Genomic DNA, 16,598 nt, shown 5'->3' with positions numbered 1-16,598 from the left:
GGGCGGGTTCGGGGTGCGGGTCGCGTCGCCGGCGAAGCCGTGTTGCGGGGGCTGGGGCGCGGCCCCGGTTCCAGGGCGCGCGGCGTTGTGGGGGGTCCGGGGGCTTGCCCTCCCACGCGGCGGAGCCGCACATCAGATGCCGCCGGGAAGGGGGGGCTGGGGAACACCCCCTGACCGGCGAAGATGGACGCATGACAGAGATCCGCACCCCCCGCCTCCTCCTCCGCCGCTGGCACGACGGCGACCTCGCCCCCATGGCCGACATCAACGCCGACCCCCGGGTCATGCGATGGGTCGACGACGGCGCCGTGCGCGGCCTGGACGAGACGGCCGAGGACATCGAGCGCTGGGAGGAGGAGTGGGACGACGAGGGCTTCGGGCTCTTCGCCGTCGAGCTTCTCGGCTCCGGTGAGCTGATCGGGTTCACGGGCCTTTCCGTGCCGGAGTTCCTGCCGGAGGCGGCGCACGAGGTGGCGATCAGCTGGCGGATCGGCTCGCAGTTCTGGGGGCAGGGATACGGCGCCGAGGCCGCGCAGGCGACGCTGGAGTTCGCGCTCCAGGACCGCAATCTGGACCGCGTCATCAGCATCAGCCGGCTGGGCGACGAAGCCTCCGCGAATGTCATCCGCAAGCTCGGCATGGAGCCGGAGCGCGAGACGACGCACCCGGAGTACGGGCACGCGCTGAGCGTCCACGCCATCGACCTCACGGAATACCAGGGGTAACCGGCCCGTTCGCGTCGCATTCGCCGCCCGGGACGCCGGGCTGTCACACAACGCTCATATGCCATCGGCCAACCGCGCGCCCCGGCACGGTCGTCTCAGACGGTGACACCGATATGCAGGAGCGTTTCGAACCTTGCGCACGAGACAACGGCACGCACGCGGAAAGCGGTTCATCGACTATCCCCGGCGCGGCAGGAGCGGAGTGCGCCGATGGCTGCCGTCCTGGCGGCAGTTGCTGGGCACGTTCGTGCTGGGCGTCGGCGCGCTGGCCGGGCTGTTCGCCTGGGTGTACGCGAGCGTGGACATCCCCGACGAGAACGCGGCCGCCGTCCAGGAGGCCAACACCTATTACTGGGCGGACGGCACCCAGATGGTCAGCATCGGCAAGGTCAACCGCAATATCGTGCGGCTCGCCGATGTGCCCGATTCCGTGCAGCACGCGGTGATAGCGGCGGAGAACGAGAGTTTCTACCGCGACCGCGGCGTATCGCCCAAGGGCATCTTCCGGGCCCTCTTCAGCGCGGTGCAGGGGCAGGAGACGCAGGGTGGTTCCACGATCACCCAGCAGTACGTGAAGAACACGTATCTCTCCCAGGAACAGACCATGACCCGGAAGGCCAAGGAGTTCATCATCTCGCTCAAGGTCGACCGGACCAAGAGCAAGCGGGAAGTGCTCCAGGGCTATCTGAACACCAGCTGGTTCGGCCGGGGCGCGTACGGCATCGACGCCGCCGCCCAGGCGTACTACGGCATTCCCGCGAAGAAGCTCGACCCCTCCCAAGGCGCCTTGCTCGCCTCGCTGTTGAAGGGGGCCGAGCTGTACGACCCCTCGGTCAGCGCCGGAAATCACCAGCGCGCCGAGGAGCGCTGGAAGTGGATTCTCGACCGGCAGGTCAAGGTGGGGCTGATGTCGGAGGAGGAGCGGGAGAAATACCGCACCTTCCCCGAGCCCCACAAGCAGTCCATGGCCACGAACCTCGGCGGCCAGAACGGGTATCTCGTCGATGTCGCCAACAAATACATCAAGGCGCACTCGATGCTGACCGATCAGGATCTCGCCCACGGCGGCTACAAGATCCACACGACGTTCGACAAGCAGCGCGTCCAGCGGCTGACCGCCTCGGTGCAGGGTGTGCTGGAGAAGAACATCGACCCCAAGAAGCGGTCCGCCGACGAGGACGTGCAGGTGGGCGCCGCGTCCGTGCGCCCCTCCGACGGCGCGGTCCTCGCGCTCTACGGCGGCCCGGACGCGACCAAGCACTTCACCAACAACGCCGATACGTCGGGTGTGCCCGTCGGCTCGGCCTTCAAGCCGTTCGTCCTCGCCGCCGCGCTCCAGAACGGCACGGAGACGAAGGAGGGCGACCGGCAGGACGTACAGCCCGACAGCTTCTACGGCGACGACGGCCAATTGCAGAACCCGTCGGAGAAGGCGCGGCCCGACGATTCCCACCCCAGCCTCCGCCAGGCCCTCGCCAAGGGCGGCAACGCCACTTACGCGCGGCTCGGCAAGGAGGTGGGAATCAACCAGGTGCGGGACACCGCGATCCGCTCCGGACTGCTCAAGGACAGCATGGCGCCGCCGGACGATGCGTTTCCCCTCGGCACGTCCACGCCCAGCACGATCCGCATGGCCGACGCCTACGGCACCTTCGCCAATTCGGGCCTGCAGAACGACCCTTATTCGGTGACCAGGCTCCTCAAGGACGGCCAGCCGGTCGGCGGATTCGAGAGCCGGGCCAAGGCGCGGCGCGCGCTGCCGAAGGCGGTGGCGAACGACGTCGCCGACGCCCTGGGCGGCGCGGGCCGCACCGGCGATCAGGACCGGCTGAAGTCGGCCTGGTACGTGGGATATACGAAGGAGATATCCACGGCGGTGACGATGTTCCGCATGAAGCCCGAGGACGGGAAGCTGCTGCCGATGTCGGACGTGGGCGGTGACACGTCGCAGCGCGGCAACGGCTTCCCGGAGCGGATCTGGGCCGACTACACCGCCGCGACGGCGTCCGTGTCCTGACGGCCGGTGCCCGCGCGGTGGCCCTCGCCCGCCGCCGCGCGGCGCAGCACCTCGGCCAGTTCGTCCGGGCAGGAGAGCATCGGCCAGTGCCCGGTGGCGAGTTCGAAGAACCCCCACCGCTCCTCGCCGAGCTCCCGGAAGCGCGGGTCGCCCGACGCCACCAGGCCCTCGACCATGGCGATGCCCGGCCCGGCCGCCGTGCAGAAGACGCCCGTCATCGGCATCCCCGCCGTGCCGCCCGAGAGCCGCAACGGCTGGGTGAACGTGCCCAGCGGTTGCGGCGCGGCAAGGCGGTTGAGCCGGAGGAGCGCCTCCTCGGACACCCCTGTGAGGTTCGCCGCGTTCCGCGCCTCGTCCAGCGCCGGCGGCATCATCCGCCAGCCGTCCGCGGCCTCCGCCGCGCGGCGCAGCATCGCCTCGCGGGTCACCTCGTCCGGCATCTGCTCCCGCACCTGGCCGAGCATCGAGAAGCCGTCCTGCGGAAGGGGCGCGTCCACATAGATGACCCGCGAGACGCGGTCCGGACGCCGGTCCGCGGCCGCCAGCGCCGGATAACTGCCGTAGCAGTGGGCGACCAGCACCACCTCGGGCGCGTCCACGTGGTCGATCAGCTGCGTCAGGTCCTCGGTGTGCGTCTCCAGATCCGTGTGCGGACCGGCGAGATGGCGGCGGTCGCCCATGCCCGTGAGCGTCGCCTCGTACGCCTCGGAACCCGCCCGCAGCAGCCGGCCGGCCACCTCCCGCCACAGCCAGCCGCCCATGTGCGTGCCCGGTACCAGCACGAACGCTGTCATGAATGCCTCCTCGTGATCAGCACGACCACCCCCGTGGGCCGTGCGCGCCGACCAGTACGGTAGGAACTCCCCCTGAGGGAGGTTCAAGCCTTGTCGACCGACTTGTCGCCCGAAGACATGTGGAGCATCGGGGAGCTCGCCGAGCACGCGGGCGTCACGGTCAAGACCGTGCGCTTCTACTCCGACCGCGGCCTGCTGCCCGAGGCCGGCCGCAGCGGCGGCGGCCACCGGCGGTACGGGCCCGAGGCGCTCGACCGGCTCCGCCTGATCCGCTCGCTGCGCACGCTCGACCTGCCGGTCACCGAGGTGGGCCGCGTCCTGGAGCAGGAGGACGCGCTGGAGGACGTCGTCGCCGGGCGACTGCGTGAACTCGGCTCGCAGCTGGCCGCCTTGCGCTGGCGGGAGGCCGCCCTCCAACTGCTCCAGGACTGCACCCCCGAGGAACGCGCCGACCGCCTGCGCCTCATAGGCGCCGTGGGCACCCCGCCCAGCACGGCCGCGCTCGCCCGCTTCTGGCGGGCCTGGCTGCCGCCACGGCTCCCGGCGCGGCTGGTGTCCGTGGTCGTGGACCACGCCGTCCCGCAACCGCCCGCCGCACCGGCCCCCGAGCAGGTGCTGGCCTTCGCCCGCCTGCACGCTTTCGCCTCCGGCCCCTGCCCCGGCACCGGCCGCCCCGTGGCGCGCCGCCCCGAACCGGACTACCGCCCGGATGTCCTCTTCGACGGCCTGATCGAGGCGTACGCGCTGGCCGCCCCGGACGTACGGGCCGCGCGCCCGCCCCGCGAGGGCGAGGCCCTCGACTGCTTCGTCTCCGCCCACGCGAGGGCGCGCGGCGCGCGGGACACGCCTGCCTTCCGGCGTGCGCTGAGCTCCCAACTCGCGGCGGAGCCGCGCATCGACGACTACTGGCGGCTGACCGCGGTGGTGAGGGCGTCACCGGACCCGACGCCGGGGGCGGCGGACGCGTGGCTGTGCGCGGCGCTGGGCTCCGGGTCCGGGCAGACGGCCCTTGTATCCGCGGCGCTCCACCCACACGCAGACGAATGCCCGTCGACTTCACGCTCTGAGGGATCCGCTCAAGTCCGGCGCTCCGAAGCATGAGGGACCCGGCGACGTTGTCCCGTGTCTACGCGATCAACCGGTCCGGGTTCCGGCAACTGCTGGACGCGGCGGCGGTCGGGACACCATCCGCACCACTCGTGCCGGCCGGCGAGCTGATCACCGGCCGGGGGCGTGGCGTTGGAGGTGTCTGGTGATGCGGCGGGCGGCGAATGCGGTGCCGGCGACGAAGCGCAGCATGGGCCCGAACATGGGTGCCGCGAGGGAGCCGGTGAAGTACAGGCCGGGAACGGTGGATTCGAAGGCTCCCGTCAGATGCGGGGCGTGGGAGCCCGGTACGCGGGCGATGGCTTCGCGGAGAGGCGGGGGGAGGAAGGGCAGGGCGCCGATGTCGATGCGGTAGCCGGTGGCGGCCAGTACGTGGTCGGCGGTGAACCGGAAGCGGCCGCCGCCCTTGCCGGTCAGCCGCAAGTGCGCCTGGTCGTCGGCGAGATGGGCTTGGGTGATGTGACGGTCGGTGTGGAGGGGGACGACGCCCTCGACGCGTGCGCGCAGCCACCATCCGCCCGAGGGGCCCAGGGCGCGGTGGTGGACCAGGAGCCGGGCGGGAGCGGGCAGGCGGCTCAGCGCCTGCGGGGCGTGGCAGAGCCCGGCCAGTGCCCAGCCGGTTCCCAGCGGGGAGGCGGGCCGGGCGAGGCGTTCGATGAGCGGTCGGTGGGGTGCCGGTGTGGCTCCCCAGCGCACCGTCCGGGAGCGGACCAGGACGTGGGGGTGGGCGCCGGCTTCGTGCAGGAGGGCGGCGCTTTCCAGGGCGGACTGCCCGCCGCCGACCACCGCCACCCGCTGTCCGGCGTAGCGGGAGAGGTCGGTGTGGTGGCTGGTGTGGGAGAGGACCGTGTCGGGTCCCGGGCCTGCGGGCGCGAGGCGCAGCAGGTGCTGGGGGATATGGGCCATGGGGCGAAGTCCGGTGGCGACGACCACGGCCGAGGCCGCTACCGGGTCTTCGTCCTCCAGCCGCACGGTGAAACCGCCAGGGGCGCGATCGACGGAGGTCACGTGCCGTGCGGTGACCTCGCCGACGAAGCGGTCGGTGAACCACATGCCGTAGGCGACGAACACCTCGCACGGAATGGGCGTGAGTTCCGTCAGCTCCGGCTCGCCCCGCTCGTGGCGGAAGTCGGCCAGCCGCCCGCCCGCCGCCGGGGCCGACAGGTCGGTGGCGGCGGGGGTGGACTTGAGGAACATGCCGGTCGCCATCGCATGGCGCCAGCTGCCCATGACCTCCCCGAAGACCAGCACCTTCACTCCGGCGGCCCGTAGATGCGCCGCCACCGACAGCCCGTACGGCCCGGCACCGATCACCACCACCGGCCCGCCCCGCCTCTCGGCCGACCCCTTGACCGGGGTGTGGCATTGCCGTGGAATCGACTGCGTCATCCATCCCCCCACTCGACGGTGCGTGCGCCTCCCCAGAGCACGTCACAAGCCAGGGACCGGATCCTGGTGCCCAGGACGGCGGGACCCGGGAATCCCCGCACCAGTCTGCCCGGCCTACCAAGATCGGCACGTGAAGTAGGCAAGACGCGTCGAAACCCACCCCCTTTCCATGGCTGACCCGGCCCGTCAGGTTCGGCGCCGCGTTGTCCGTCGACGTTCATCGCCGCGTCCGCGTGCGGTGCTGATCTGTGGGATGAAGGAACGCGAAGCCCGGGGTGAGCTCGGTTCGGGTCATGGGATCTCGCGCATTCCTGTGGTGGCGGACACGTGCCGGAACGCGAACCGCCGTGAGCCGCCGTCCTGTTGGGCTGTGAGGCGGCGGCCGAGGGCCAGGGAGCGCGGTCGGGGGTGCGGCGCGGCGATCAGTTCCCGGACCGGGGCCCGGCCGCCGTCATCGGGTCCGCCACTGATGATCGGGAAGGAAGCGCACGTCGTACTGCTGAGGAACGCCGGCGAACCGGTGAGGTTCCGGGATGACCGGCTCGGCGGGCAGACCGAGCCGCTCGGCGGGCGCGCCGAAGTTCTCGAAGAACCGCTCGAAGGTGCCGCCGGGGCCGGCGGCGACGCCGACGACCTGACTGTGGTGGCGTTCCATGCGGTAGGCGTGCCGGCAGTTCTTGGGCACGAAGCCGAAGTCGCCCGGGGTGAGCAGCTTTTCCCGCTGGTTGCCCTCGGTGTCCTCGACGAACAGCCGGACGGCGCCGGCGGTGATGTAGAAGACCTCGTGGGTGTCGGTGTGCAGGTGGGCCGGGATGATGTCGCCCTTGGGGCCTTCGACGGTGAAGAAGTTGAAGGTGTTCTCGGTCTGCTCGCCGCCGGCGTAGATGGTGATCAGGTCGCCGAACAGGTGGGCGCGGTCCCCTTCGCCCTTCTCGATGAAGTAGGGCTTGCCGGGCTCGGCGGGTATGCGTGAGGCCCGCCGGTAGCGGGTGGCGTACTCGACGGTCATGTCTTGCTCTCCTCGGATGTGCCCCGTTCGCGATTGTCAGGTAGCCTGACATGGAAGGGTTCGGGCAGGCAAGCCGCGCAGCTGATCCGGGTCCGCTCTCCGCCCATCGTGAGGAACAGATGCAACCCACCCGCCGCACTCTCCCCCAACTGCTCGGCGACGCCCGGCGCTGGTTCGAGGAAGGGCTGCTGGCAGCCCTGGAAGCGGGCGGAGCCGTGCCCGTGTCCCCGACACAGGCGCAGCTCTTCGCCGCGCTGGACGACCAGGGCACCACCGTCTCGGAGCTGGCCCGGCGCATGGGCGTCACCCGCCAGACCGCGCACCAGGCCGTGCACGGCCTGGTCGCCGCCGGACTGCTCGAACAGACCCCTGATCCCGCCTCCGCCCGGCAGCGGCTGATCCGGCGCACCGGGGAGGGAGAACGCGCACACCGCCAGGCCGGGCTCATCCTCGAACGGCTGGAAGAGCAGCTCGCCGAGCGGATCGGCCGGGAGCAGGCCGATGCCCTGCGCGCGGCGCTGGAGGCGCCATGGGGCCGGCCGCCGGTCCCGCGCTCAGCGTGAGGCGGTGTACCGCCCGTCGCCGACAGGTCAGGGTCTGCTCCGTTGTTCTTTCGGCGGGTAACCCCGTCGAGGGGGACGCCGCCCGGCGGCCGGGTGCGCCGGCCGTGGAGGTGCGAAGCCAGCCGTTCGTGGACCCGGCCGCGCGATTCCGCCGGGCCGGCCGTAGCCTGCGGCCATGACCGAGATAATGACGCCGTCCCCCGATGACGCCTTCGAGATGCTGCTGTCCGGCAACCAGCGGTTCGTCGCCGGCCTGCCCGAGCATCCCAACCAGGACGCCGCGCGCCGTGCCGAGATCACACCGGCTCAGAGCCCCTTCGCGGTGCTGTTCGGGTGCTCCGACTCCCGGCTGGCCGGCGAGATCATCTTCGACCGGGGACTGGGTGATCTGTTCGTGGTGCGCACCGCCGGGCATGTCGTCGGTTCGGAGGTCTTGGGCAGCATCGAGTACGGGGTGAGCGTGCTGGACTGCCCTCTGGTCGTGGTTCTCGGCCATGACTCGTGCGGGGCCATCGCGGCGGCCCGCGCCGCCGCCGACGGCGGCCAGGTGCCCGCCGGTTTCGTCCGTGACGTCGTCGAGCGGGTGACCCCGAGCGTGCTGGCGGCCCGCGCCGCCGGACGCGGCCAGGACGAAGAGATCCTCCACGAGCACATCCGGCACACCGTCGATCTGCTGCTGGACCGCTCCCGCGTCCTGGCCGAGCGGGTCGCCGCCGGCCGCCTCGCCGTGGCGGGCCTGTCCTACCGGCTGGCCGACGGCAGTGCGCGGCTGGTCGCCTCCCACGGGCTGAGCCAGGCTGTCGCCCCCGCACGGTGAAACCCGCCGCCGGGCGGCCGGTGTTCAGCGTTCCTGAAGGCCGGGGGCGGTGGAAGGCCGGGGTCCTGCCGCGCGGCGGAGCCGGTTGGCGATCGCCAGTCCCAGCCCCTCCTCCACCGGCAAGGAGGCGACGATGAGGTCGCACCCTTGCCGGTCGAGCTCGCGCAGGAACCCGAACAGCCCGCGCGCGTAGGCGGCCGTCGAGGAGGGGACGGCCACGACGGCGTGCGCCTTCACCTGGGTGCCGGTCAGGGAGGGGGGAAGGAAGACGCCCACCCGGTGCCCGAGTTCCTGGGCGAGTGCCGCTTCGGTGACGATCTTCCCCGGCTCGACGAGGACGACCCGCGCCCGCGGCGCGTAGTGGGACGGATGCTGTCCCGGCACCCGGACAAGGCTGCTGGAAGGGACCGCGAGCGGAAACCCCAGCACCGCTTCGAGGTCCTCGCGCGTCACCCCGCCCGGCCGGAGGATGCTCGGGACCTCACCTGTGACGTCGACGATGGTCGACTCGACACCCACCTCGCAGGGCCCGCCGTCCAGCACGAAGTCGACCGCCTCGCCGAGCTCCGCACGGACATGGCCGGCCGTGGTGGGGCTGACCGAACCGAAGCGGTTGGCGGACGGGGCCGTGACACCGCCACCGAAGGCCGACAGCAGCGCGAGCGCGGCGGGGTGGTCGGGCACGCGCACGGCCACCGTCTCCAGGCCGCCTGTCGCTTCGAGCGGCACCCGGCGACCGCGCCGCAGGACCAGCGTCAGCGGCCCCGGCCAGAAGCGTTCGGCCAGCAGGCGTGCCGTCGGCGGCACATCCTCGACCCAGTCGCCCAGGTACTCCGCGCCGCCGATGTGAACGATCAGCGGATGGGAGGGCGGACGCCCCTTGACCTGGAAAATACGCGCCACGGCGGCGGGGTCCTCGGCGTTGGCGCCCAGACCGTAGACGGTCTCGGTCGGGAGGGCCACCAGGCCCCCGGCGCGCAGCACACCGGCCGCCTTCTCGATGTCCTTGGTACTTGCCGTCACCCTCGAATCCTCTCATCGCCCCGCTCTCCCACACGCCTCGTCGCCCGCGCATGACCACGAGACAGCGCTTGCACGGCGCTACCGGTTTCCGGCTCGCTGGTGACCCGGCGCGGAAACCTCGTAGCGGCCGAACCGGTCCTCCTCTCCCGGGCGCCGCCGTCGTGGCGGCTTCGCGAGCAGAGGGCTCGGATCAACCCTTGGCCAGTAAGAACTTCCCCAAGTTATGATCAAGGAGTTGAGCCGGGGGAAGGTGCTGACGCCATGACAGGTCACGACGACGCGACGGCCGTACCGGGCCCCAAGTCGCTTGAGGCGAACCTCTGGGGCTCGGCGGTGGTGTTCTCGTTCCTGTGCCTGGTGTCCCGCCGGGCCGCGCGATTCCTCGACATCCTCGACGGCGTCACCGTGCTGGTCTACGTGCTCGGCTGGGTGGGCCCTGCGCTCGCGCTCGCGCTGTGCGCGTGGCGCCGCCGCAAGCCGTGGAACGGCGCGCTGGTGCCGGTTGCCGTGCATGCCGCTGTGGGCTTGCTGTACGGGGTCGGCATCGGCTGGGAGTGAGGCCGGCCCATGGCCTGGCCGTGAGGCACGTCAGGGACCTGTAAGGGAGTCGGGGTCTGCTGCACGATCGGGTGACATCTGAACTGGCTTGCCCTGCGGGGCGGGTGGGAAGGATGTCGCTGTGCCCAAGCCTTATCCGGAAGAGTTCCGCCAGGACGTCGTGCGGGATGCGGAAGGTCACAACGTGCCGTGGCCGCGTTGCCCGGAGGGGCATCCGCACCCTATGCGGCCCGCGCCGGAACCGGATCAGGCGATCTGGGTGTGCCCGAGCCGCGATGGGGTGACGGTTCCCATGGGCGAACATCCCGGGCTATGAGCAGTAGGTGATGAAGTCCGCCCAGGCGGCGCGGGGTATGGAGAGTCTGGGGCCGTGGGCCCGTTTTGAGTCGCGGATGTGGATGGTTTGGGGACGGGTGGCGACCTCGATGCAGTTACCGCCCGCTCCTCCGCTGTAGCTTGACTTGACCCATATGAGTTCGATGCTCATAGCTCGTCTGTCAACTTCCTTATGAATCGGGCCGACTCATCGACGCTGAGGGCGTATTGCGCGATCATGGCATGGCGCTGGATGAGAACGCTGATCTGCTCAGGGTTCGATTGCAGCGAACTGCTCGTCTGTCCTTCTTCGTAGGAGAGCCGCGTGTGCTCTGGGGTCTCCAGCAGGACGTACGGACCGTCGAGCCCCGGGTGCGGCCCTTCGAGCATCAAGACCTGGATGGCGACGTTGCGCTGCTCTCCTGCCGACAGCAGGTGCAGCAACTGCCGCTTGTGCGCTCCGTGATCGCCGAGAGTGTTTCGCAGCGCTGCCTCGCCGATGACGAAGGTGAACGCCTTGCGCTGCTCCTGGAGGATGGACTGCCGCGCCAGTCGCGCCACCACTCGCTCCTCGACCGTCTCGTCGGTCAGCGGCGGCCAATGTGTGTTGAACAGGATGCGCATCGTCTCTTCGGTCTGGAGCAGACCTGGAATGAGAAGAGGCTCGTAGCTGCTGAGCGCGACCGCTTCAGACTCGTACAGGACGAATTCGCGGGCGTAGGAGACGATCGGCTCAGGCTGCAAGTACACATACGCGGCCTTCAGCTTCCCCTGCGCGCCGCACATGTCGTCCGCGATCTCCAGCACGCGAAGCGTGGGCCGTCGTCGGCCCTGCTCCATCGATTTGATCGTCTCGGCGCCGTATCCCGCCTCCGCCGCCAACTCCTCGCGGCTGACGCCCGCCTCCACGCGCCACAGCTTCATCTGGTTCCCGCAGTACCGCCACGCGGTCGGCGGATTGGAGAGTTCACCCGTCATCGGTACCCTGCCCGTCCCTAGTTCTCTGGGTACCAACGGACGTTAGGACGAGCAAGACCCGAACGCGGCGGGTTCGAATCGATTTCTCCCGCACGAGTGAAGCAACGGGGCGCGCCGCCGAAGGCGGCGGGCCCCGTTCGCCCCTCTGTCAGGCGCGGCCGCGTGTCGCGCGCAAGTGCTGGGCCACCGGCGCCAGCGAGCCGTACAGCGCCTTCAGATCCGTCTCGCCGAGCAGGTCGATGAAGTGTTCGCGGACGGACGCGACATGGTGCGGCGCCACCTTCCGCATCGTCTCCCAGCCCTGTTCGGTGAGGACGGCGTAGAGGCCGCGCCGGTCCGACTCGCAGTTCTCGCGGCGGACCAGGCCCGCGTTCTCCATGCGGGTGATCTGGTGGGAGAGCCTGCTCTTCGACTGGAGCGTGGCCGTCGCGAGGTCGCTCATCCGCATCCGGTGGTCTTCGGACTCCGAGAGGTTCACCAGGATCTCGTAGTCGTTGTTGGTGAGGCCGAAAGGCTGGAGATCCCTTTCTAGCTGATGCATCAGCAGCCGGCTGACGTCCAGATGGGCGCGCCAGGCGCGCTGTTCCTCTTCGCTGAGCCAGCGAGTGCCGTTCTCGGTGTCCATAGACATAGAGGAATTCTACCTAAGAAAGTTGAATACTGAACCAGTGTGGAGTGCGGGCGCGAGGTCAAGCGTTCGACGTCACACTCCGCAGAGTACCGCTCACAGCCCGAAGCGGCGCTGGAGGTCCCCCAGCTGACCTGGCATGCGCGGCATAGATGGCTGATTCTGCGGGCTTGCGTGCGGGACACCGTCCTGCTCAGGGGTCTCACCCGTGGGAATTTCAGCCATCAACTGTTCCGTGGACTGAAGCAGTACCGTACCGGCGCCGACGAACTCGAATTGGTGCTCCTCTCCCGATGTCCCGCCGAGGCCCGTCCAGGCGCGTACGCCGCCGAGCACGCCCTTCAGATACTGGTGGTCGTAGTGGTGGCAGGGGGAGGGGCAGTCGGCCCAGCCGACGAGGGCCTGGGGGTCGACGCGGATCGGGGGTTCGGCGAAGACGACCGGGCCGTTGGAGGCGGCCACGAATTTGCCGGTGCCGATCAGCGTGAGGAATCCGGGGATGATCGACTGCTTGAGGGAGAGGGACGGCTGGAAGGCGAGGAGATTGCCCGAGCGAACGGTGAGGTTGCCGTCCTCGAGGTCGTAGGAATTGACGTCGAAGGAGCGGTCCGCGAGCAGCATCCTGCCCCGGCCCTCGGCGACCACCCAGTCGGCGGCGTGCAGCGGGCTGTGGAAGCTGGAGCGGATGAGCGCGTCCAGGTAGCCGTGGCCGATGCCGTGGAATTCGATGCGCCCGTAATAGGCGATCATCTTCCCCTTCTGGAGGAACCACTGGCCGTCGAGGGCCACGCTGAAGGCGTACGGATTGACGTTGTCGTCGACCGGGAGCGTGTTCGCGTCGTAGCTGACCGGACCGTTCACAGCTTCTCCTCGGATGCCTGTACATAGACCGTGCCCTGGCCCGAGAGTTCGAGCTGGAAGGCTTCGCCTGACCCGCGTCCGACCATTTCGCGCCAGCCGATCGCGGCGGACAGCTTGTTGCGTACGTCGCCGCGGTGGGCGACGTACGCCTGCGGGTCGACGTGGACGGGGCGCTGCGGGGAGATCGGCAGCTCGATGAAGCCGCCGTGGGCCATGACCGCGACGTCGCCCTTGCCCTTGAGCGTCGTGGTGAACAGGCCCTGTCCCGTGACCTGGCCGCGGACCATGCCCATGACGCCGCCCTGCGAGCCCATGAACATCGTGCCCTGCTGGAGGGACCCGTCGAAGGCGAGGAGGCGGTCGGCCTCCACATAGAGCGTCTCGCCGTTGAGCTCGATGACGTGCACGTGGTGGCCGCCGTGGCCGAACATCACCGTGCCGTCGCCCTCGACGGTCATCAGGGGCGTGGCCTCGTTGGCGACGCGGCGGCCGATCATGCTCATGATGCCGCCCTGGCCGCCGGTGATGCTGGGCGTGAAGGAGACGTCGCCCTTGTACGCGAGCATCGCGCCGCGCTGGCTGAACATCCGCTGCCCGGGGACGACGCGGGCCTCGACCATGCGGGAGTTGAGGAGGCGGAAGGGCATCAGAGGTCACCGCCGATGGTGTTGCGCTCGCTGGGCTGGACGTACACCAGGCCGTCGCCCTCGAAGCGGATCTGGAACGCCTCGCCCGAGCCCTCGCCGATGAAGGTCCGGAAGTTCACGCCCGACTGGAAGTGCTGCTTGAGCCGGCCGGTGTGCGCGATGTACGCGCCGGGGTCGACCTGGAGCGGCATGTCCGGCGCCACGCGCAGCACGATCGCCGAGCCGTCGGACATGATCGCCGCCTGGCCCGTGCCCTCCACCGTCGTGGTGAAGAGGCCGTTGCCCTGCGAGGCGCCGCGCAGCCCGGTGAAGGTGGTGCCGGTGCGGAGCCCGCCGTCCGTGCAGAGCAGATTGCTCGATTCCACATAGAGCGTCTCGCCGCGCAGCGTCACGAGGTTGATCTCGCTCGCGCGGTCGGCGAAATAGCAGGTGCCGCGGCCCTTCACCTCCATGACCGCCATCTGTTCGCCGGTGAGCCTGCGGGTGACCATGCCACGCAGACCGTCGCCGCCACCGGTCATCTTCTTGAACGACATCTCGCCCTCGTACGCGACCATCGCGCCGTTCTTGGCCTTGACCGAATCCCCGGAGAGATCGACAGCGAGAACTTTGCTCCCTTGGAGCCGAAACTGAGCCACGCCCCGACGCTAGCGTCAGCCCCCGCCGCTCCGACAGGGCCCGGAGTCCTGAACGGACCCGGATCCGGTGATCGGCGACGCTGCTGCAAGAATGGCTGCCACGCTTGTGAATACCCTCACAAGCTGTAGTCGTACCGATACGTCCCGAACCCGAAGGTTGCCCCCGTGGACATCAAGACCGCCACCGCCCTGCGCCGGCTCCGCCTGGTCTCCGCCCCGGAGGCCATTTCCTTCATCGTGCTGCTCGTCTGCTCCGTGCTGAAGCGGACCACGAGCTTCAACGCGGTGCCGGTGATGGGCGTCGTGCACGCGATCCTCTTCCTCCTCTACGTCGTCTTCTGGCTCGACGCCTGGAACAAGACCAAGTGGAGCGTCAAGACCGCCGCCGTCTACTTCGTCCTCTCCGTCCTCCCCACCGGCGGCTTCTTCGCCGAGCGGATGCTGCGCCGCGAGGCCGAGGCGAGCGTCATCGCCGCCCGCGCGCGCAAGGAAGGTACGGTCAGCGCATGATCGTTGCCTTTTCCGTCTCCCCGGTCGGCGCGGGTGAAGACGTCGGTGAGTATGTGGCGGACGCGGTCCGCGTGGTCCGCGAGTCCGGCCTCCCCAACCGCACGGACGCGATGTTCACGTCCATCGAGGGCGAGTGGGACGAGGTCATGGACGTGATCAAGCGGGCGGTCGCGGCGGTCGAGGCCCGCTGCGGCCGGGTGTCGCTGGTGTTGAAGGCGGACATCCGCGCCGGGGTCACGGGCGGCTTGACGTCGAAGGTCGAGACGGTGGAGCGGTATCTCTCCGAGGGGTGACGCCCCCTTGCGATCCTTCCGGAAGCGGCCCGGCTCGGGGTGTCGCGCGGTGCGCGGTGCCTTGAGCCGGGCTTGTGCGATGTCCCGCGCGTCGGCCATCCGCCGGCGGCGAGCGGTGGCTCATACGGTGACGATCACCCTGTCGCCCCAGTCCCATGTCCCGAAGGGCCAGATACCGCCCCAGGAGCCCGCTTCGAGGTGGACTTGCCGATCGGCTGCCAGTGACCCCGAACCGGTGACGGTGTAGGTCGCACTCGTGGTGCGGCCTCTGCTGCCGTCGCCGCAGGGACGCACCTGGTACTTCCAGGACTCGTCGCTGCCGCCGGATCTCAAGGCCATGTACGGTGCGGACCCACGGCGGCCGCCACCGCAGGTGCCGTGCATGGTGGCGCTGAGCGTATAGCGGTTGGTGCCGCTGCTCGTGACCGTCACATAGATGTTCACGCTGTACGTGGCGCCGAGCGCGACATTGACGTTGCCCTGGGTCACCTGGGCGTTGGCCGTCGCGGCGGTGGCCGGGGTGGCGAAGCCGCCCAGTGTCGCGGCGACCGCCATCGCGGAACACGCGAGGACACGGGTCAGGGCGCGGCCGGCCTCGCGTGCGTAGCGCTTGAGCACTGTTCCTCCCCGGAGCTCCGTCCCGCTCACACGATTTCGTTCGGGCCGTCGACGAGGCGCCCCAGCCCCAGGTCCGCGATGTGGTCGAGCTGATCTCCTACGCCGGGCAGCAGATCACCGACCTTGGGGTTCGGGATTCCGTCGAGGGTGCGGGCGCCGTCCCGGCCCACGGCGTGCGCCGGTCCCATCGGCCCGAAGGCCAGCAGCGCACCGGCCAGCGTGAGGAAGAGGAAGCGTTTGACCATGGGTCCCCCTGATCGAAGTGACCTCCGCCGTCGCGGGAGATCGGTGTAACGCAGGCTTCCCCAAGTGGAGTTGAGAATGCTTGAGGGGTCCACGGCGACCCCATCAGGTGGCTGGAGGAACTCCAGTCCGGCGCGCCGGGCGACCGCTGCCGGGTCCGGGACCGGGCCTTTCGCGGGTCGCCGGCCCCGGCGCCTCGCTCACCGCTCCAGGCCGAGCCGCGCCCGTACGGCCTCGTGCGGGATGCCGGCCGCCGGGCCGGCGGCGTCCTCGTGAGCGGTCTCGACGGCCGCGAGGTCGGGCTCGCCGAAGCGGGCGCGCAGCGCCTGGAAGGCCGTGACCTTGTCCTCTCCGAACTTCCGCACGTGCGAGGCATAGGCGTCCGCGTCGAGGAACTTCGGCGGCGTGGACTTGGTGTGGAACTTGTCCGCGTACATCACCAGCTGTTCCTCGGCGCTCTCGGCCAGATAGTCGGCCACGGGCAGGGGCAGCCCCTGCTCCCGGATGTCGTGCCGGGTGAGGCCGACGCCCGTATGGCACGAACAGAAACGGCACAGGCGCTCCGGGAAGCCTTCCCCGCGAAGGATCTCGTGGCCGAGCACCCCGTGCCGGATGTAGTTGCCGTGATCGAGCCGCCCGGCGTCGTCGAAGAGCCGGTAGACACCGATGTCGTGCAGCAGGGCACCCGCTCGCACAAGATCGGCATCGAGCCCCTGGCCGTCGCGGGCCAGGAGCTGCTCCGCGATGCGGCTGACGATCTCGCAGTGCGTGTACACGACGTCCAGGGCTTCCTGGCCGGGAGCGTACTTCTCGTGCAGGGCGCGTATTTCCTGAGGCGTCGGAAGGGTCACCGCGGCAGCGTAAC

The 16,598-nt window shown here is 70.0% G+C and carries 21 protein-coding genes; 8 read left to right on the top strand and 13 right to left on the bottom strand.

Annotated elements, in window-relative coordinates:
- Positions 1-191 precede the first annotated feature (191 nt).
- Together ACH427_RS26655 and ACH427_RS26650 are read left to right on the top strand one after the other, a co-directional pair.
- A complete protein-coding gene (locus ACH427_RS26655; protein ID WP_398873314.1) occupies positions 192-725 on the top strand; it encodes a GNAT family N-acetyltransferase in 534 nt (177 codons plus the stop codon).
- Positions 726-927: 202 nt separating this feature from the next.
- Positions 928-2,742, top strand: a complete 1,815-nt coding sequence (locus ACH427_RS26650; protein WP_398873312.1) for a transglycosylase domain-containing protein — start codon at positions 928-930, stop codon at positions 2,740-2,742.
- Here ACH427_RS26650 and ACH427_RS26645 read toward each other — a convergent pair.
- Positions 2,712-3,536 (bottom strand): alpha/beta fold hydrolase, encoded by an 825-nt coding sequence (locus ACH427_RS26645; protein WP_398873310.1) that lies wholly within the window; start codon positions 3,534-3,536, stop codon positions 2,712-2,714. The two genes, ACH427_RS26650 and ACH427_RS26645, sit on opposite strands and share 31 nt — an antisense overlap.
- A gap of 117 nt (positions 3,537-3,653) precedes the next feature.
- Between ACH427_RS26645 and ACH427_RS26640 the strand changes: the two genes are divergently transcribed.
- A complete protein-coding gene (locus ACH427_RS26640; RefSeq protein WP_398873396.1) occupies positions 3,654-4,637 on the top strand; it encodes a MerR family transcriptional regulator in 984 nt (327 codons plus the stop codon).
- A 117-nt stretch (positions 4,638-4,754) separates the two neighbouring features.
- Here ACH427_RS26640 and ACH427_RS26635 read toward each other — a convergent pair whose 3' ends face one another.
- Both ACH427_RS26635 and ACH427_RS26630 read right to left on the bottom strand, forming a co-directional pair.
- A complete protein-coding gene (locus tag ACH427_RS26635) occupies positions 4,755-6,032 on the bottom strand; it encodes an FAD-dependent oxidoreductase (RefSeq protein ID WP_398873308.1) in 1,278 nt (425 codons plus the stop codon).
- Positions 6,033-6,483: 451 nt separating this feature from the next.
- Positions 6,484-7,041 (bottom strand): quercetin 2,3-dioxygenase, encoded by a 558-nt coding sequence (locus ACH427_RS26630; protein WP_398873306.1) that lies wholly within the window; start codon positions 7,039-7,041, stop codon positions 6,484-6,486.
- A 119-nt stretch (positions 7,042-7,160) separates the two neighbouring features.
- On the opposite strand from ACH427_RS26630, the gene ACH427_RS26625 reads away from it, so the two are divergent.
- Positions 7,161-7,604 (top strand): MarR family winged helix-turn-helix transcriptional regulator, encoded by a 444-nt coding sequence (locus ACH427_RS26625; RefSeq protein WP_398873304.1) that lies wholly within the window; start codon positions 7,161-7,163, stop codon positions 7,602-7,604.
- A 175-nt stretch (positions 7,605-7,779) separates the two neighbouring features.
- Positions 7,780-8,421, top strand: coding sequence for a carbonic anhydrase (locus tag ACH427_RS26620; protein WP_398873302.1), 642 nt, complete (start codon positions 7,780-7,782; stop codon positions 8,419-8,421).
- Between the two features lie 24 nt (positions 8,422-8,445).
- Here ACH427_RS26620 and ACH427_RS26615 read toward each other — a convergent pair whose 3' ends face one another.
- Positions 8,446-9,444 carry an L-threonylcarbamoyladenylate synthase gene (locus ACH427_RS26615; RefSeq protein WP_398873300.1) on the bottom strand — a complete coding sequence of 333 codons (999 nt, stop codon included), beginning with the start codon at positions 9,442-9,444 and terminating at the stop codon, positions 8,446-8,448.
- Positions 9,445-9,705: 261 nt separating this feature from the next.
- Here ACH427_RS26615 and ACH427_RS26610 point away from each other — a divergent pair, with 261 nt between their 5' ends.
- Positions 9,706-10,002 carry a hypothetical protein gene (locus ACH427_RS26610; RefSeq protein ID WP_398873298.1) on the top strand — a complete coding sequence of 99 codons (297 nt, stop codon included), beginning with the start codon at positions 9,706-9,708 and terminating at the stop codon, positions 10,000-10,002.
- Positions 10,003-10,312: 310 nt separating this feature from the next.
- Here ACH427_RS26610 and ACH427_RS26605 read toward each other — a convergent pair whose 3' ends face one another.
- The 6 genes from ACH427_RS26605 to ACH427_RS26580 form a co-directional block, all read right to left on the bottom strand.
- Positions 10,313-10,489: a DUF397 domain-containing protein gene (locus ACH427_RS26605; protein ID WP_398873296.1), complete on the bottom strand. Its 177-nt coding sequence runs from the start codon at positions 10,487-10,489 to the stop codon at positions 10,313-10,315.
- The gene (locus tag ACH427_RS26600) at positions 10,486-11,295 is read right to left on the bottom strand and encodes a helix-turn-helix domain-containing protein (RefSeq protein ID WP_398873294.1); all 810 of its coding nucleotides are present in this window, start codon (positions 11,293-11,295) and stop codon (positions 10,486-10,488) included. Before ACH427_RS26600 ends, ACH427_RS26605 begins: the two co-directional genes overlap by 4 nt.
- A 148-nt stretch (positions 11,296-11,443) precedes the next feature.
- On the bottom strand, positions 11,444-11,920 hold the full coding sequence (locus ACH427_RS26595) for a MarR family winged helix-turn-helix transcriptional regulator (protein ID WP_398873394.1): 477 nt from the start codon (positions 11,918-11,920) through the stop codon (positions 11,444-11,446).
- A gap of 99 nt (positions 11,921-12,019) precedes the next feature.
- Positions 12,020-12,784: an AIM24 family protein gene (locus tag ACH427_RS26590; RefSeq protein ID WP_398873292.1), complete on the bottom strand. Its 765-nt coding sequence runs from the start codon at positions 12,782-12,784 to the stop codon at positions 12,020-12,022.
- Positions 12,781-13,431, bottom strand: coding sequence for an AIM24 family protein (locus ACH427_RS26585; RefSeq protein ID WP_398873290.1), 651 nt, complete (start codon positions 13,429-13,431; stop codon positions 12,781-12,783). The genes ACH427_RS26590 and ACH427_RS26585 overlap by 4 nt, the downstream gene beginning before the upstream one ends.
- Positions 13,431-14,069, bottom strand: coding sequence for an AIM24 family protein (locus ACH427_RS26580; RefSeq protein WP_398873289.1), 639 nt, complete (start codon positions 14,067-14,069; stop codon positions 13,431-13,433). Before ACH427_RS26580 ends, ACH427_RS26585 begins: the two co-directional genes overlap by 1 nt.
- Positions 14,070-14,234: 165 nt before the next feature.
- Here ACH427_RS26580 and ACH427_RS26575 point away from each other — a divergent pair, with 165 nt between their 5' ends.
- Together ACH427_RS26575 and ACH427_RS26570 are read left to right on the top strand one after the other, a co-directional pair.
- Complete coding sequence (locus tag ACH427_RS26575; RefSeq protein WP_398873287.1) at positions 14,235-14,579, top strand: DUF3817 domain-containing protein; 345 nt, start codon at positions 14,235-14,237, stop codon at positions 14,577-14,579.
- Complete coding sequence (locus ACH427_RS26570; RefSeq protein WP_398873285.1) at positions 14,576-14,872, top strand: MTH1187 family thiamine-binding protein; 297 nt, start codon at positions 14,576-14,578, stop codon at positions 14,870-14,872. Before ACH427_RS26575 ends, ACH427_RS26570 begins: the two co-directional genes overlap by 4 nt.
- Before the next feature lie 120 nt (positions 14,873-14,992).
- On the opposite strand, the gene ACH427_RS26565 is transcribed toward ACH427_RS26570, so the two are convergent.
- The 3 genes from ACH427_RS26565 to ACH427_RS26555 form a co-directional block, all read right to left on the bottom strand.
- Positions 14,993-15,490 carry a hypothetical protein gene (locus tag ACH427_RS26565; RefSeq protein WP_398873283.1) on the bottom strand — a complete coding sequence of 166 codons (498 nt, stop codon included), beginning with the start codon at positions 15,488-15,490 and terminating at the stop codon, positions 14,993-14,995.
- Positions 15,491-15,516: 26 nt separating this feature from the next.
- Entirely contained in the window at positions 15,517-15,735 is a 219-nt protein-coding gene (locus ACH427_RS26560; RefSeq protein WP_398873281.1) for a hypothetical protein, read from the bottom strand.
- Between the two features lie 198 nt (positions 15,736-15,933).
- Positions 15,934-16,584 (bottom strand): HD domain-containing protein, encoded by a 651-nt coding sequence (locus tag ACH427_RS26555; RefSeq protein WP_398873279.1) that lies wholly within the window; start codon positions 16,582-16,584, stop codon positions 15,934-15,936.
- Positions 16,585-16,598: the final 14 nt, after the last annotated feature.

It is taken from the genome of Streptomyces sp. NPDC020379, from assembly GCF_044387105.1.
Taxonomy (GTDB): Bacteria; Actinomycetota; Actinomycetes; order Streptomycetales; family Streptomycetaceae; genus Streptomyces.
Note: the sequence above shows the minus strand (reverse complement) of the source record. Positions and strands in the feature narration are given on the sequence as shown.